The organism is Fictibacillus enclensis, assembly GCF_030123385.1.
GTDB classification, from domain to species: Bacteria; Bacillota; Bacilli; order Bacillales; family Fictibacillaceae; genus Fictibacillus_C; species Fictibacillus_C enclensis.
Genome location: NZ_CP126109.1, coordinates 1,375,139 through 1,390,378, shown reverse-complemented (window position 1 = coordinate 1,390,378; position 15,240 = coordinate 1,375,139). Strand labels below are relative to the sequence as shown.

At 42.2% G+C, this 15,240-nt stretch carries 19 protein-coding genes; 6 read left to right on the top strand and 13 right to left on the bottom strand.

From position 1 onward, the window contains the following. Positions 1–411: 411 nt before the first annotated feature. Positions 412–747 carry a 2Fe-2S iron-sulfur cluster-binding protein gene (locus QNH15_RS07450; protein WP_283893744.1) on the bottom strand — a complete coding sequence of 112 codons (336 nt, stop codon included), beginning with the start codon at positions 745–747 and terminating at the stop codon, positions 412–414. A 174-nt stretch (positions 748–921) separates the two neighbouring features. Between QNH15_RS07450 and nadX the strand changes: the two genes are divergently transcribed. Then, the gene (gene nadX, locus QNH15_RS07445; RefSeq protein ID WP_283893742.1) at positions 922–1,728 is read left to right on the top strand and encodes an aspartate dehydrogenase; all 807 of its coding nucleotides are present in this window, start codon (positions 922–924) and stop codon (positions 1,726–1,728) included. Positions 1,729–1,760: 32 nt separating this feature from the next. Here nadX and QNH15_RS07440 read toward each other — a convergent pair whose 3' ends face one another. The 9 genes from QNH15_RS07440 to QNH15_RS07400 all read right to left on the bottom strand — a co-directional run bounded on the left by QNH15_RS07440 (position 1,761) and on the right by QNH15_RS07400 (position 9,242). After that, the gene (locus QNH15_RS07440) at positions 1,761–2,432 is read right to left on the bottom strand and encodes a GntR family transcriptional regulator (protein WP_283893740.1); all 672 of its coding nucleotides are present in this window, start codon (positions 2,430–2,432) and stop codon (positions 1,761–1,763) included. 78 nt (positions 2,433–2,510) lie between these two features. After that, positions 2,511–3,047: a chromate transporter gene (locus tag QNH15_RS07435; protein WP_283893738.1), complete on the bottom strand. Its 537-nt coding sequence runs from the start codon at positions 3,045–3,047 to the stop codon at positions 2,511–2,513. Continuing rightward, complete coding sequence (locus QNH15_RS07430) at positions 3,044–3,640, bottom strand: chromate transporter (protein ID WP_283893736.1); 597 nt, start codon at positions 3,638–3,640, stop codon at positions 3,044–3,046. Before QNH15_RS07430 ends, QNH15_RS07435 begins: the two co-directional genes overlap by 4 nt. 72 nt (positions 3,641–3,712) lie before the next feature. Further along, complete coding sequence (locus QNH15_RS07425) at positions 3,713–4,192, bottom strand: GlcG/HbpS family heme-binding protein (RefSeq protein WP_283893734.1); 480 nt, start codon at positions 4,190–4,192, stop codon at positions 3,713–3,715. A gap of 20 nt (positions 4,193–4,212) precedes the next feature. Then, a complete protein-coding gene (locus tag QNH15_RS07420; RefSeq protein ID WP_283893733.1) occupies positions 4,213–5,673 on the bottom strand; it encodes an aldehyde dehydrogenase family protein in 1,461 nt (486 codons plus the stop codon). Positions 5,674–5,767: 94 nt separating this feature from the next. Further along, positions 5,768–6,487 carry an iron-containing redox enzyme family protein gene (locus QNH15_RS07415; protein ID WP_283893732.1) on the bottom strand — a complete coding sequence of 240 codons (720 nt, stop codon included), beginning with the start codon at positions 6,485–6,487 and terminating at the stop codon, positions 5,768–5,770. A gap of 126 nt (positions 6,488–6,613) precedes the next feature. After that, complete coding sequence (locus tag QNH15_RS07410) at positions 6,614–8,083, bottom strand: hypothetical protein (protein WP_283893731.1); 1,470 nt, start codon at positions 8,081–8,083, stop codon at positions 6,614–6,616. 37 nt (positions 8,084–8,120) lie between these two features. Then, entirely contained in the window at positions 8,121–8,882 is a 762-nt protein-coding gene (locus tag QNH15_RS07405; RefSeq protein ID WP_283893729.1) for a creatininase family protein, read from the bottom strand. 27 nt (positions 8,883–8,909) lie between these two features. After that, a complete protein-coding gene (locus QNH15_RS07400; RefSeq protein WP_283893727.1) occupies positions 8,910–9,242 on the bottom strand; it encodes a 2Fe-2S iron-sulfur cluster-binding protein in 333 nt (110 codons plus the stop codon). 240 nt (positions 9,243–9,482) lie between these two features. Here QNH15_RS07400 and QNH15_RS07395 point away from each other — a divergent pair, with 240 nt between their 5' ends. After that, a complete protein-coding gene (locus QNH15_RS07395) occupies positions 9,483–9,815 on the top strand; it encodes a hypothetical protein (protein ID WP_283893725.1) in 333 nt (110 codons plus the stop codon). A gap of 43 nt (positions 9,816–9,858) precedes the next feature. On the opposite strand, the gene QNH15_RS07390 is transcribed toward QNH15_RS07395, so the two are convergent. After that, positions 9,859–11,235, bottom strand: coding sequence for a hypothetical protein (locus QNH15_RS07390; protein WP_283893723.1), 1,377 nt, complete (start codon positions 11,233–11,235; stop codon positions 9,859–9,861). A gap of 179 nt (positions 11,236–11,414) precedes the next feature. Here QNH15_RS07390 and QNH15_RS07385 point away from each other — a divergent pair, with 179 nt between their 5' ends. After that, a complete protein-coding gene (locus QNH15_RS07385; RefSeq protein WP_283893722.1) occupies positions 11,415–12,158 on the top strand; it encodes an alpha/beta fold hydrolase in 744 nt (247 codons plus the stop codon). Positions 12,159–12,172: 14 nt separating this feature from the next. Here the strand turns inward: QNH15_RS07385 and QNH15_RS07380 are convergent, their stop codons facing one another. Continuing rightward, complete coding sequence (locus QNH15_RS07380) at positions 12,173–12,769, bottom strand: kinase (protein WP_283895465.1); 597 nt, start codon at positions 12,767–12,769, stop codon at positions 12,173–12,175. Between the two features lie 151 nt (positions 12,770–12,920). On the opposite strand from QNH15_RS07380, the gene QNH15_RS07375 reads away from it, so the two are divergent. After that, positions 12,921–13,442, top strand: coding sequence for a YfiT family bacillithiol transferase (locus QNH15_RS07375; protein ID WP_283893721.1), 522 nt, complete (start codon positions 12,921–12,923; stop codon positions 13,440–13,442). Positions 13,443–13,445: 3 nt separating this feature from the next. Here the strand turns inward: QNH15_RS07375 and QNH15_RS07370 are convergent, their stop codons facing one another. Next, complete coding sequence (locus QNH15_RS07370; RefSeq protein WP_283893719.1) at positions 13,446–14,108, bottom strand: O-methyltransferase; 663 nt, start codon at positions 14,106–14,108, stop codon at positions 13,446–13,448. Positions 14,109–14,650: 542 nt separating this feature from the next. On the opposite strand from QNH15_RS07370, the gene QNH15_RS07365 reads away from it, so the two are divergent. Beyond that, positions 14,651–14,902 (top strand): anti-repressor SinI family protein, encoded by a 252-nt coding sequence (locus QNH15_RS07365; RefSeq protein ID WP_283895463.1) that lies wholly within the window; start codon positions 14,651–14,653, stop codon positions 14,900–14,902. A gap of 117 nt (positions 14,903–15,019) precedes the next feature. Continuing rightward, complete coding sequence (locus QNH15_RS07360; protein ID WP_061968028.1) at positions 15,020–15,199, top strand: hypothetical protein; 180 nt, start codon at positions 15,020–15,022, stop codon at positions 15,197–15,199. Positions 15,200–15,240 lie beyond the last annotated feature (41 nt).

Genomic DNA, 15,240 nt, shown 5'->3' with positions numbered 1-15,240 from the left:
TTGGTATACCATTTTATTAAATGATATTGATAATCAATTATAAACAGCGTATACTGTAAGTAATCTATTGGTGGGAGGAATTTATATGTTTCGTTATTTATTTTACTCAAAGAAAGTCCAACAACTTGCGGATAGAAAGTTTCAGAATTTATATAGACTCATTAAATAAAAAAATCCGCCCCTTAGAGAGCGGGCATAAATGCTGCCCGCTTCCTATATGGCGGATTTTTCTTTGTTTCTATAAGTAAACGAGTGAGAATAAAAAAGTTTGTATTGTGCTTGTTTCCCGCAAAAAAAGCATGGTTGCAATGGTAATATCTTTTTGACATGCGGAGCATCCAATTTACCCACACCATCAACTATATGTTTTTTACAAACTAGCACCTCTTTTTCATCCCTTTCACACATTGATTATTTGGCTGCAGTCATTTTGACTATTTTTCTTTTTTGCACCATTTTTGTAACCTCTGGATCCCACGAAAGAGATACATCTCCATTCACAAACGTCTGGCAGCCCAATCGGTAGCCTTGTTCCAAAAGCTCCTCACCTAGTTTTTTTTTCTCAGCAGGCTTCACTTTATCTACATTTTCCAGACCTTTTTCAATTTTACATACACAGGTTCCGCATGTTCCCCCGCCACAACGGTTGGGAAGGTCCCCATCATAACGCAGGGACATTCTAAGTACACTTGAATGATCAGGAACTTCAAACTCTTTATTACTCGTAATAAAATTGAGTTTTGGCATGTCTTTATTACCTCCTCATTCTCTTATGGTATACAATATACCATTAAACCTGTTAGTAAACAATAAATTTTTATAATATTTTTACTATTTTAACGATTTGTATTGACCCTTCACTTTCGTTGGTTATACTTTTAGTATACCAAATACCATTTTACAAAAAGGACGGTGTTGTTTGTGTTGAATGTGGGTCTCATTGGATATGGAGCAATCGGGCAGGATATCGCTTCCTATTTTCAGGATTATTTAAAAGAGTTTTCAAGATTAAAAGGAATTCTGGTTCGCTCTCCGGATAAGTTACGGAATTTCCCGCAAGAGGAATGTATAATTACCAACCAAACTGATGAATTCTTTAGCAACAAATATGATGTCATTATTGAAGCAGCCGGCCATCAAGCCTTAGAGACCTATGGAGTCCAGGCCCTTTCAACTGGAGCTCATCTGATTATCGTTTCTGTGGGAGCTTTACGTGATGAACACCTTCTTCAATCACTAAAGGAAACGGCCAACGCTAACCAATCAAAGCTGATTATTCCTTCTGCAGCTATTGGCGGTCTTGACCGGATCACCGCTGCATCAGTCGGACGATTGGACAGTGTGACACTCACTACGAGAAAACCGCCTCAAGCTTGGAGGGGAACCTTTGTTGAAGATAAAATTGATCTTGCAGCACTTGTGGAACCTGTCTGTGTGTTTGAAGGAAATGCCAATGAGTCAGCCCGGCTTTTTCCTGAAAGTGTAAACGTTTCAGCTGCCCTTAGTTTGGCTGGCCATGGGTTCAACGAAACAAAAGTTAAAGTTTATGCAGACCCAACGATAGAGAAAAACAAGCATGAGGTTAGAGCCGTAGGTGATTTCGGCAGCATAACGCTGGAAGTTCAGAATACGCCGTTTCCTGAAAACCCCAAATCAAGCTATATCGTTTCGATGAGTGTCATCAAAGCATTGAACAATTTGTTTTCCCCCATTGTAATTGGAATATAAAAAAGGGCAGGAAACGAAATCACCTTCGTTTTCTACCCTTTTTTATTTTGCTCCACATAATTAATGTAAGCTCTCTTTGAGTTTTCGATATGGATTTTGGTTAGATACTCGCCCATTTCAACATCCTTGTTCCGTACGGCTTTCATAATTTCCAGATGCTCTTTCATGGATTCTTCTTTTCTTCCGGGAGTCTCATAACTCGTGTTTGAAAAAATTCGGATGTAGTCCGTTAATCCCGTGAGCATCTCGTACAGTTTTGGACTTTTTGCAGCTTTATGCAAAATCTGATTCGTATCCAGGTGAAGGTTGGACACTTCTTCTTCAGACAATCCTTCCAAATTCTGAAGTTTTTCGATGACCTGGTCGAATTCCAGCTGTGTTTTTTCATCCATTTTTTGAGCTGCCAGTTTTGAAGCGAGCACCTCCAAAGAGGATAAAATCGTAAAAACTTCCACAACTTCGCCCTCACTGATTCGTTCAACAACGACTCCTTTACGCGGAACCGTTTTCACAAACCCTTGTGACTCGAGCCGGAAGAGCGCCTCACGTATGGGGGTTCTGCTAATGTGGAGCTTATCAGCCAGCTCCCGTTCAACCAGCCGGTCGCCTGCCTGATACTCCCCATTAAGGATCATATCTTTTAAATAGCGGTATGCACGTTCACGAATCGAGAGTAAGTCTTCTTCAGCCCACCTGCTTTGCATATATTACCCACCTACTGTCTGAAAATTGTATACCAATTATATCTTGTTTTCTGTTCAGAAACAATGTTTCCACTGTTTTCATATATGGGAGAGAAAGAAACCTCCATAAAATAGGGAGGCGACAATGACGATTGCCGGGTGAATTTTCATTCTCTCCATGGCAAAATAGCTGCCTGCACCAAGTAGAATCAAGTGAATCCAACCCATTTCCTCAAATGCAGATAATAAAAATTGGTATGCCAAAACAGCAAGAAGCACCGCAATGACAGGTTGAACTGACCTTGTCATCCATTTGATCTGCAAGGCATCCTTAAAACGGTTGGCAAACGTAAACAACAAAATGACAGCAATAGCTGAAGGTCCTATGGTCGCAAGAAGGGCTAGCACAGCACCCAGCACACCGCCAACCTCATAGCCGACATAGCCGCCCATTTTTGTTGCAATCGGTCCGGGCAGCACATTAGCCATGGCCAACAGATCTCCAAATTCCTTATTCGTCATCCATCCATAATGTTGTACCACCTCATTTTGAATCAAAGGAATCGTTGAAGGTCCTCCACCATAACCAAGCAAGTTAGCGACAAAAAATGCCCAAAAAATATGTAAATAGATCATAGCTGCCGTTCCCTTTTCTGCATGACCGGACGTTTCCATCCTACTGCTTTTTTGATTTTATAAGTTGATAGAATAAATGCACCTGACATAAATAATCCAATGACAATACCAGGATGCAAGGAAATGACTTGAAGAAGAAGGAAAGCCAGAACAGCAAAGACTCCCATCCACTTGTTCCCCATCGTTTTTCTGCTTTTCGCCAAAAATTGAAAGGCTAAAACAGCAAGCATCACAGCAATAACAGGGCTCACCCCCGCTACCATCCCTTTAACAACCGGGGAATGCCTGAACGAATACAGGAAGCCCAGTAGAACCATCATGGCGATGCTTGACGGAAGGATATGGGCTACAATTGCCACAACCGCTCCCATGGAACCTTTCACTTTGTATCCGATATAAGCAGCCATTTTCGTCGCGATTGGTCCTGGCAGGGTATTGGCCAATGCCAGTGTGTCCCCGAATTCATCTGCGTTCATCCACTTATACTTTTTGACGGCTTCATATTCAATAAGTGGAATGATGGATGGACCGCCGCCGTACCCTGTTACACCTGTCCTCGCGAAACCAACACATAGATCTAAATATGCCCACATACCCAATCCCCCTTTTGAGATAGCAATTAATTGCCGAAGGGCCGCCGTCATATTGGTGGCAGCCCTTATTTGTTATCGTTTTATATCAGCACTTTCTACTACTTCATGTCCCTCTTTGGATAGATGCTCCTGCAATGCCTGCAGCGCGGCAACTCCAACCGCTGTATCTTGTTCGCCGTTGCCTCCGCTGATACCAATGCCCCCAATGACCTCTCCATCAACAACGATTGGAAATCCGCCAACAAATATAGCAAACTTTCCATCCAGCATGTGCTGAATCCCAAACGCCTCATTTCCAGGCAAAGCTGGCCCATTCGGTTCTTTGTTAAATAGATGCGTAGAACGTTTGTGGCCTGCAGCGGTGAAACCTTTTGCTATGGCAATTTCCGGGCCTGTAATTCTTGCACCATCCATCCTCTCAAGAAGCATCGGGTACCCACCATCATCGACTACAACGATGGTTTCCAGCACGTTGATTTCCTCCGCTTTTTTCACAGCCGCTTCCATCAAGATTCTAGCTTCTTTCATTTCCAGTTTGAGTACCGTTTTCACGATGCTGCCTCCTTCCCCTTTTAATGTCCGTAATAAACGGTTTTTGTTTGTGTGAAAAATTCAAGGCCTACTCTTCCCGATTCTCGGAAAGTGGATGTGCTGGATTTTTTGATACCGCCAAAGGGGGCATTCATAAGATTTCCCGTTGTCGTACGGTTGGATTTAACGGTTCCGGCTTCCGCTTCTCTTAGAAACCGCTCGATATAATGGACCTGGTTGGTGACAATAGCAGCAGAAAGACCGTATTCCACGTTATTTGCAATCGAAACCGCTTCTTCGTAATTTTCTGCTTCAATCAGGCAGATCACAGGGCCGAAAATCTCTTCCTGCTCAATCCTCATTCCAGGCTTCACATTGGTAAAAACGGCTGGGTTTACAAAGTACCCGTCATCATAACCTGTACCTGTCAGATGCTCTCCCCCACATAATAATTCGGCGCCTTCACTCTTGCCGATTTTTATATATTCAAGAACATTCTTTAGCTGTCTTTCATTGGCCAACGGCCCCATGAAGACCCCCTTGGTAAACCCATCTGCAATTGTAAGCTCTTTGGTCCTCTGTACAAGGCGATTTGTAAACTGTTCCTTGACGCTTTTTATGACAATCACCCGGCTGGTCCCTGTACAAGCCTGTCCGCTTAAACCAAAACCACCATTGATCGTCAGATTGACCGCTTCATCTAAATCGGCATCCTCCATAACTATGAGAGGATTCTTGCCTCCGAGCTCCATTTGGGTCCTTGTTGTCAGGGAAACAGATCTGTGAATTTGTTCACCTGCCCCTGTTGATCCCGTAAATGTGACTCCTCTTACCGCTGGATGTGTCACAAGAATATCCCCGATTGCTTTTGATGAACCTGTAACAAAATTGAGCACTCCTTTAGGAAGGCCAGCTTCATGCAAAGCTTCTGCCATCCTGAAACCGACGAGCGGAGAATCAGAGGATGGCTTGAAAACAACTGTGTTTCCCGTTATCAAAGCGGGGGCGATTTTACGCGCGGGAATGGATAGCGGAAAGTTCCATGGTGTAATAACAGAAATGACACCCAAAGGCTCCTTTACAGTATAGACTCGTAAGTTCGGATCATCGTTAGGAAAGGTTTCTCCTGTGTAGCTTACACCCTCTATCGCATAGTAACGCAGCGTTTCGGCGGAACGCTTTACTTCATTTAAACTTGCGCCGATCGGTTTCCCTACTTCACGGGTTAATTCTTCCGCAATTTGCTTGGATCGACTGTCGAGAAGATCTGCTGCTTTTGTTAATATGGCAGCGCGCTTGGAAGGCGATGTATTGGACCAGGAACGAAATGCATCCCTTGCTGCATCAAGTGCCTTTTTTGCGGTTTCCTCACTGGATGACTGAAATTGACCGACAATATCGCTGCGATCTGCCGGATTTATACTGGAAAACACCTTTTCTTCTTCTACCCATTCGCCATTGATATAGTTTCCAAAGGACTTTACTGCTGTAGTTGCTGGCATGACGTACCCTCCCTGCTTCATTTAATGAAAAATGAGGGCAGTTCCTCTCAATGAGAAACTGCCTGATATTTGCTTGTTCGTTTTAAAAAATAGATTAGGATTGTACGGTTTCAAGATCCTTGGCTACATAAGTGTTATACAGCCCGTCCATATACATCCTGCGCATCTTGGCTCCGGTTCTAACCACTTCCAGGCATTTCTGCTGCAGTTCTACCGTGTCTGCACATTCAAGAACAATTTTGTACCCGCGCTCTCCATGAATTTCATCCGACACGATATGTAGATCAAAAAACTCGATCTGCTCATCGTCAAATCCATACTTTTCTCTAAGAATAGGAGTCTGCTTTCGGTAAATGTCCGGGACCTGGGATTCCAAACCAACAACCAGAGCTGCCGTCGCAACAACAAAATTCTCTCTCATCGCAATAGAATAACACCAGCTTTGCAATCCTAAGGTAGTAGGCGCCATATTGTTCGGATCTTCTACCCGTTCACGGGTTGTTCCGCATGTTTCTGCAAACCGTATGAGAAGATCCGTATGTCGGTCTGCAGCAATTTCTTCTTCGTACATATTTTGAAGGGTGAAGTCTTTTGCTTCTGTATATTTCTCAGGAGTATGAGCGTAAATATAAGCTAGATAATCAGCAAATGGTCCTACGTAGTGATAATGGTTTTCTGCCCATCTGGCAAAATGCTCACGAGCTAGCTTTCCAGTTGCCCATGCTTCAGTAAAAGCTGCTTTCTGACTATGATTTCCTTTAATCGCCTCTTCCAACTGCTTGCGAAACTCGTCCTTCGATAATAATTCAGCCATAATGAATTCCTCCTTTAAATTGTATAGCACTACTTGGCATTTTGTATTTGGTATACCAACTGTCTTTATACTACCCCTGTTTTAGAATAGGTGTCAACCCGTTTATTGAATTTTCTTACTACTTTTTCACCAAATGAGCAAAGCTGTTAGCGTAGCTACACATAACCCGATGATCACCGGAAAAAAGTTCTTTCTTGCCAGTTCGATCACAGACACACCACAAAAACCGGCCACCGCCACAAGGGACGACCATGCAATAAGCGTTCCTCCTCCAGTCCAGACCGCTCCCATCTGGCCAATTGCAGCCAGTGTTGATGGATCCACACCTGTCCCATGATGAAGCGCACCAGATAATGCTCCGGTTAAAGGCAAACCGGCAAAACCCGCTCCATCCAGTCCGGTAATGATACCCACGATTAAAATACCAAATCCTGTTATGAGCCCATTTTGCGGAATGTAGTTTTGTGCAGATTGAACGATATCAAACAAAAATGCAGGCTTTGCCCCGTCGGTCGGCAAAGAAAGGATACTAGCAGCAAAATCACCGCTTCCTAAAAAGAAGAACCCTGCTATCGGAATAACTGGTCCCATCGCCCGAAACGCAAAGACAAAACCATCTGTAATATGATCACTGATTTTATCAAAGGCATGTATCCTGCCAAAGGCTATACTTGCAAGAACAAGGAGGATAATAGCAACACCGCCAATAAAAGCAGCACCATCTCCACCTTCAAGGCCAGTCATCTTGCTTCCTGAAAATTTCATAGAAAACATATAGATCATTACAGCTAGCATGGATAGTGGAACAACCACAGCAAAAATGCTGCCCCAGCGGTTCCTTTCTTTTTCAGATACATAGGAGTCTGCAGCAGCTGAAACCTCAGAAGCTACTTCTGCCTCCATATTCATCTGGTATTCTGACACGCTGTCCAGCAATGATAAATTTGTTGTTTGGTCAGGCTGCTGAATGGTTTTCCTTTCCCTGACATATGTGATTACCAATGCAGTGACACCTGTCATAAAAGAAAGGAACAGTGCTTTTGGCGCCACAGAAGCTGTGCTGATTCCGGCTGCTTTTGCACTCAGCATCGGAGCTACCTGCATAATGTAATCTGATGAAAGTGCCATCCCTTGCCCAGCCATTGCAATGGCCATAGCCGCTGCCATCGGTGGCAGGCCAGCCCTTACTGCAGCAGGAACGAGCAAAGCACAAATTAATGGAACAGCCGGTGTAGGCCAAAAGAATAAAGAGACAACATACGTAATCACTGCAAGGCACAGGAATGCTACGTGGCCATTCACCATAACTTTCTGTACCGGTGCGATCATTTTTTGATCTGCTCCAAGATCTTTCAGCGATTTAAGAAGCGCAACCATAAACGTAATGATTAAAAAGATACTGAATAACTCTTTTGCAGCAACAAGATTGGCATTAAAGACCGCTTTGAGCCCGCCGACAAAGGACCCGGTAAAGGTACCGGCAACAAGCAACGTGCCCAGCAACGTGGGTAAAACAATGCCCTTTCTGAAAAGCATAATAACAATAACGGACACCGTGACCAGGGCATACATTCCATGCGCAAGTGTCAATGTCATACCTAGCACCCCTTTTGGTTATAAGTAGGTATTTCTATTAAGCTTTTACTGCCATGCTGATCAGTTCTTTTAGCGTTTGTTCCAAATTGTCCAGTGCTTCTTCAACAATCTCTTTGCCGATTGCTTCGTTCGCTTTCGTTGCGTCCCCAATACATCCATTGACGGTCATTTCATCATACGTATAAAACCCTTGTACCGGGCTGGTTGGCCGAAGGTTTCTCCATCCTCCTTCTTGAATCGTTCCCTTTTCAAGCTTGCCGGTTCGGACAATAGTTGGTGCCAAATAGAGGGCTTCTGATACTTCACGTTCACAGCTGTGTCCAAAGAGTGGAGAGTGTATATTTCTTTTGATAGCTTTTTTTGCAGAAGCGGTCGTTTTAGCATAATAAAGGTTAACTCCGAGTTTTTGGGACAGTTCTGTGCTGGCTACACTGAGAGTGGACTGATTGCCGCCATGGCCATTTAACAGTAAGAAATGGTTGATGCCATGCTGTTTTAGAGAAAAAACCATGTCATGGATAATGGAAATTAAGGTGGAAGGCTGGAGTGCTATTGTTCCTGCAAAATTCATGTGGTGCGAAGACACACCCATTGAAATGGTTGGTGCGACCAAGGCCTGCGGATAAAGCCTTTCAGCCAGGCGTATTGCCATTCTTTCCGCCAGCATGCCATCACAGTTTTCTGTTAAATGCGGACCGTGCTGCTCGTGTGCACCCACAGGGATGATCGCCAGGTCGGTCGTTGTTAATGCTTCCTCTACTTCCGGATACGTCATTTCTGCTAATACATAAGCATTCAAGACAGCTTCCTCCCGTCTGAAGAACAATTATCGATTGGCCATTTTGGAATATTGTATACCTTTTACCTTAAAATTTTTTTCCTGAATGAGTTCCAGATCCTCTGTTACTGTCACCTGGCATGCCAGCCGATATCCTTCTTCCAGGTAATGGCCCAGAATTTTTTCTTCTTTCCAATTGGGCGGATTCAATGCTTCTCCACCTTTTACGATTTTGGATACACATTTGGTGCACTTACCAATCCCACAGCCATAACGAAGTTTCGGAAACTGGTTCGTACCCGCCAAAACGACTAGATTACTATTCTCCTTTACCTCTTGCTCGATCACCTGGCCATCCTGAAACAATCGTACGAATGGCATACACTTCACCTCTCTTAGGAAATTTAAAATATTATAATTTTCTGAAACTTATTTTTGATTATAGCGAACGAATTTTTAAATGTAAATGCCAAATCAAAGCAATAAAAGACAAAAACCTTAAAATTCTAACTATATTACTAAATATTTTTTATTTTCTAAAAACATTTGATTTCTGCGTTCTTCGTGAGTTATGATGTGATTATGGTATACAAAATACAATTTATTGGTTGAGGTGATGTTGTGGAGAAGTATATCGTTCTTACAAACAAAGAAACCTATCAGACTACCGTCAAAGGCGATGGCCTTGAACCTGTAGAAACCTATGATTTTTACTTTTTTGACAAGGTGAAAGCCTCGTACACCATTGCTAAAGTCACGAATGATCAACTAAAGATTGAACTGTATGAGAACTACGAGGGCAAGGAATATGTTAACCAAATCCGGGTAAAATTCTTTGAAACCTTCGATACAGTGGAAGCAGCGAGAGAGGAACTGAATGAACTGGTAGCAGCGTCCGGTTCAGGACCTGACTCCAAGTATTCGAAACTGGTACTGGCGGAACCCATTTCATAATCCCCGTAAAAAAGGACTTCCCAATTGGAAGTCCTTTTTTACGTTACACCCACTGCAGCACCAACAAAAAACTCATTAAAAGCAGTAAATAGCTAACGGTAAACCCTGCGTTCCAATTGGATATCCGGTAAGGGCTTTCGTTTGTAATGGAGGCCATCATCCCAATGGTAGCATTAAAAGGCCCCATCAAGAAGGCACTTACTGCACCGCCCAGCATCGCCAATGTCAGGAGCGGTGTTGCGATTTGAAGAGACGATGGGTCGAGTGCTTCAGTCATAAGCGCAAGTCCAACTGCCGGATGCAAACCAGTAAATGCCAAAGCTAGCGGTACGAGAGGAATTAAAAGCAAAAAGATATGACTCCCTACCCCTTCTTTTAAAACAAGTAGTCCCTCGTTAAGTACATGATCCACATTTGAAAACTTCATGGCAGAAATAAAGAATCCGGCACATAAAAAAATGATAAATTGTCCACTTAATTTTACAATACTGGAGGAAAAATGATGTTTCACTTCTTGCATAAACCCTTTTTGTTTATGAAGAATAAAGCTCCATAAAAAAGCAAAGGGAACCACATAAAGGGTTACAATAAACAAAAAATCAAAATGAAGCTTTTTCTCTGTAAACATGACCAGGCTGTTAAACACAAGAATCGCCAGCAGGATTTGCAGCAACTTTCCACTGCTGCCCTTGCTCTCACCTCTCACCACTCCTGCTGCAATTTCATCGGCACTCAAATCTGTTGTCCGCCGTCTATTTTTAAAAATTATAGCAGCCAGCAACCAATCGATAAGAAGGCCTGCGAAACTTAATGGAATCAGGTATTTAAGCATTTCTCCCCATGATACACCTGTCATATTGATAACGATCCCAACAATCGGAGTGACAGGCGTCCATAATAACGGCATGGCAAATCCATGCGTGATTGCTCTGCTCATAAACCGTTCCTCATGATGAATGTGATATGTTGAGGCAGATGGACGAACAGAATAATAGGTCATCGGGAGGCTGGCCAAATTCATAAAACAGCTGAAGAAATACGAAACGCCTGACGTTAAAAAATAAAGCTGTTTGGAATTATGAATTTTTCTCAGAATAATGCTCTGGATGGAGTGTGCATAATTGCCAAGCTGGATCGGAATTGCAAGGATAGGCACCAGTGCAAAAAGAGCAAGCAAGTTTATCATGGGACCTACCGATTGAATATAATCTAATCCGTCTGCCCCGCTTCTCGCCAGCATGACAATACCACTAAGTATAAAAATACTGCTAATGACTTGAACCGTTCTGCTGACCTTGGTGAACGTTACTCCGACAATCAGGATACAAACCACGGATAAAGCAACCTTTATAGCGGTAGTCGGATAGAATACCGACAACAAATAAAGAAGAATAGCTGCTAAAAATAGATATTTTCTCATTTTATCACCAAGTTGTCTTATTTTTCTGAAATTATAGTACAAAGTGAGAACAATGAAAAGGAAAAAAGTTTTGTAAAATCCAAGACGATACCTCTTTTGTTGTCAGAAGGTTAAAGCTTGTCCATACTAGAAAGGAGTAATAAAACTTTCCTAAGTGGAAGAACATCTGGAGGATTCACTTGAATAAGAAGCTAAAATTTGCGTTAATCATTGTGTTGGTTGTGCTTATTGTTTATGCTGGCGGCTTTTTAATTTGGTCACAACAGACCTTTAAACCGACTTCACAGCTAAACCATCTGGTCAACCTAAAGCAGGAAGTACATCATAAAGACGATCTATATATTTACAAGCCGAAATCCAAAGACATAAAAGACGGCTTTATCTTTTATCCCGGAGCTAAGGTAGAACCTGAAGCTTATTCCTATTGGGCGAAAAAACTCTCAGACGAAGGCTATCTCGTGATCATCCCTGAAATGCCGCTGAATCTGGCGCTATTGGGGAAAAATAAAGCAGAAGAGGCGATGAAATTGTACCCTTCCATCCAAAAGTGGTATATTGGCGGTCACTCTCTCGGTGGTCCTGCATCTGCCTCCTACAGCCTAAAACATCAGGAGAAGATCAAGGGCTTGATTTTCTTAGGTTCATACACGACCGAAAGCTCGGATTTATCAAAAGCTAAATTCCCTCTCCTCTCGATTACGGGAGAACGGGATGGCCTCAGTACACCGGCCAAAATTAAGGGAAGCAAAAAATTCAATCCCACCGATACCACCTATCATGAAATAAAAGGCGGAAACCATGCCCAGTTCGGAATGTACGGTACACAAGCAGGTGACAAAAAAGCCAAGATTTCAAATAAAAAACAGCAGGAGGAAATTTTTAAAACCATTCTCTCCTGGCTGAATAAAGAGAACCAGCGTTGATGAACGCTGGTTCTTTAACCTATTTTGAAAATCAAATCAGCTTTGCGTAAAGGCTGCTCTTCAGCCAAATAATGATCTTCAGCCGGCCAATAACGGTTTGAAAATTTATCAATGTTTATTTTTGTTTCTTCCGCTTCCCTCGATAGCCTTAATTCTCTGTCACATTCAAGATACACAACGAAATCAAAAAACGACCGCCAATCTTTTCTTTGCAAAAACACACCTTCTATAACAATTACACATTTGTCAGGTATCCTTACCTCACGCATAATCTGCAAATCGAGTTTTTCATGGTAAAAAGGAAGAGTTAATTGAGTTTCAGTTTTAACCAAATGGAACAAGTTTTCAGCGAGCCCAACTATATCCCATTGTAAAAAGTAGTATTCTCTCCATTCCTGTTGCCCCGTGTTGTAGCGATGTTTCCTCTCAACAATATGATCATCTATATGTATGGTAAAGCACGGAATATTTTTTTTGTGCATTTGTTCTTCCAACGCCCTGGTTAGTGTGCTTTTACCTGAACGGCTTAATCCATCAATTCCAAGAATAAACCGCTGGCCTTTATCTAATGGTGGTATATGAGCTATAAGCCCCTGTAAATAAGCGTTCATTCTATGGTGTTCTGCCCCCTGCTCTGTATCAGCTTTTAATGATAAACTAATGATATTCGAATTGAACCGCAAGTAAACATCAAAAACCCAGCCGGTCACAACGGCTGGCCCTTGGAATATGTATATTTGATCAGAGAAGGGAGACGTTCAAATGATGGATTTGCGCTATCCGATTGGATTGTTTAATATGAACCAGGAAATCACGTCAAAAGAGATCAACCAGTGGACCTCAGACATTGAATCCGCTCCACAAGAATTGAAAAAAGCGGTTAAAAACCTGAACGACCTTCAATTGGATACCCCGTACCGTCCCGGCGGCTGGACAGTAAGGCAAGTTGTTCACCATCTGGCAGACAGCCACCTGAACAGCTATATCCGTTTCAAGCTTGCACTTACAGAAGAGAATCCTGTAATTAAACCCTACGAAGAGGCTTTATGGGCGGAACTTCCTGACTCCAGGCTTCCCATAGAAATCTCGCTTCCTTTACTTGAAAACCTGCATGCCCGGTGGGCTGTGCTTATCAAATCACTATCACCACATGATCTGACCAAAACATTTACTCATCCGGATTCGGGTGTGGTAACACTCGCCCAAAATATTGGTCTCTATTCCTGGCACGGCAGGCATCATATTTCCCATATTACTTCTCTTTGTACACGTGAAGGATGGTAACCTTTATTTCACAATCCCCATCACAAAACCGTCATAGCCCTTGCTTCCAACCGTCTGCAGGGCTGTGGCTTCAATCCGGCTCTCTTTGGCTAATAGGTCAATGAGGGCGCGAGATCCTTTTACACCAGGGTCCTCATTGTTCTGATCTGCCACTCTTCCGTTTCGAACAACATTATCTCCAATAATAACGGTACCTGGCTGCGAATAAGCAAGAGCCCACTTTAGGTAGTGCGGATTGTTTGGTTTATCGGCATCAATAAAAATGAAATCAAAAGAGGGATATCCTTTATCTTTTAACGTGGGTAGCGATTCAAGAGCTGGTCCCACCATGATTTCAATTTTGGGTTCCAACCCCGCTTTTTTGATGTTTTCCCTCGCAACCTCTGCGTGTTTCTGGCTGTATTCCAGCGTAACCAGCTTCCCATCCTCAGGAAGTGCCCTGCCCATCCAGATACTGCTGTAACCACCAAGGGTACCAATTTCAAGGATACGTTTTGCTCCTTTTAATTTTGCCAGCAAATAGAGGAACTTTCCCTGGGTGGGTGTAACATCGATCGATGGCAGACCGGCTTCATGATTGGCTTGCAGGACATGTTCAAGAACCATATCCTGTTGGTGGAGATTTGATATGAAATACTCATCCACATTGCCCCATTCTTCTCTCATTCTGCTCCCTCCTTTATTACCGCAACTCATATACATTCGCTCCCAATTCTTACGTTTCCGTCTTTTTACAAAAAAAGCTACATTTGTCGGCATATAGGTCTTTATGATTAATTTTAGCGAATATTCAATGTTTAATAATTTTGTAAAGTTGAATAAAATTGCTCAATTATTCGCTATTCACGCAAATTTATTCATATTTTTCCAATTATTCAAAAACAGTAGAAAGCGATTAAATTAGGTCTAACTTACCATTAATTTATTCATTGATGATACCGAAATAACGCTATATACCTAACAAATCCGACTTTTATAGGTATAAATTATCAATTTCATTTTTTACATATAAAGTTAATAGTTTCAAAAACATTCCATATATGCTAATCTATTATTAGAAAAGGCAGAAAGTCCTATTAAGAATTTACGAAGATTGACGAAAGTGCTAGAGAAACCAGTTTTAAAGAGAGATTTCGGGAGTCACATATCATAAGCAATACCTTATAAAACCATCTAACCCTTTAAAACGAAAGGAAGTAAAATCAGTGATGAAACAACAGTATATGGTTGCAAAAACAAAAGCTCTACATAAGAAGTTAATAGTGGCCACCCAACCATCACATCGCCTTTTGTCAATGAACAAAACTACTGCACAGCATTCCAGATTGTTAGCCTATAAAATAAGAAAAAAACCTGAGTTGTTTTTGGATCGGGAGTGGGTAAAACTCATTCATGAAGCAAAACAGATGGGACTGAGCCTTGATGAGGTCCGCTCCTTCATTCAATGCCCCACCCATTAAAAGAACAATAAAAACGAGGCCATCAGGTCTTGTTTTTATTTTTTTATCGAACCGACATTCTTCTTATTCAATCTGTGATACAATGCTAAAACGTTCTTCTTGAAAGGAGGAGAGTCCATGGTCATATTGCTAACGCTTTTTACAGCGATCGTTGGAGGTATTCTTTTTCCGTTCATTTCCTATCTTGGGGACAGGAAGAAAGGCATTAAGCCGAAAAATCATTACATTATCCAAGGGGCACTCTTTGCGGCTGTTTTTTTTATGGTACTGATGACTGTAAAGCCGATAAGTAATTGAATACATATCCAACAAAAAAGGCCGCACTAATGCGGCCTTTT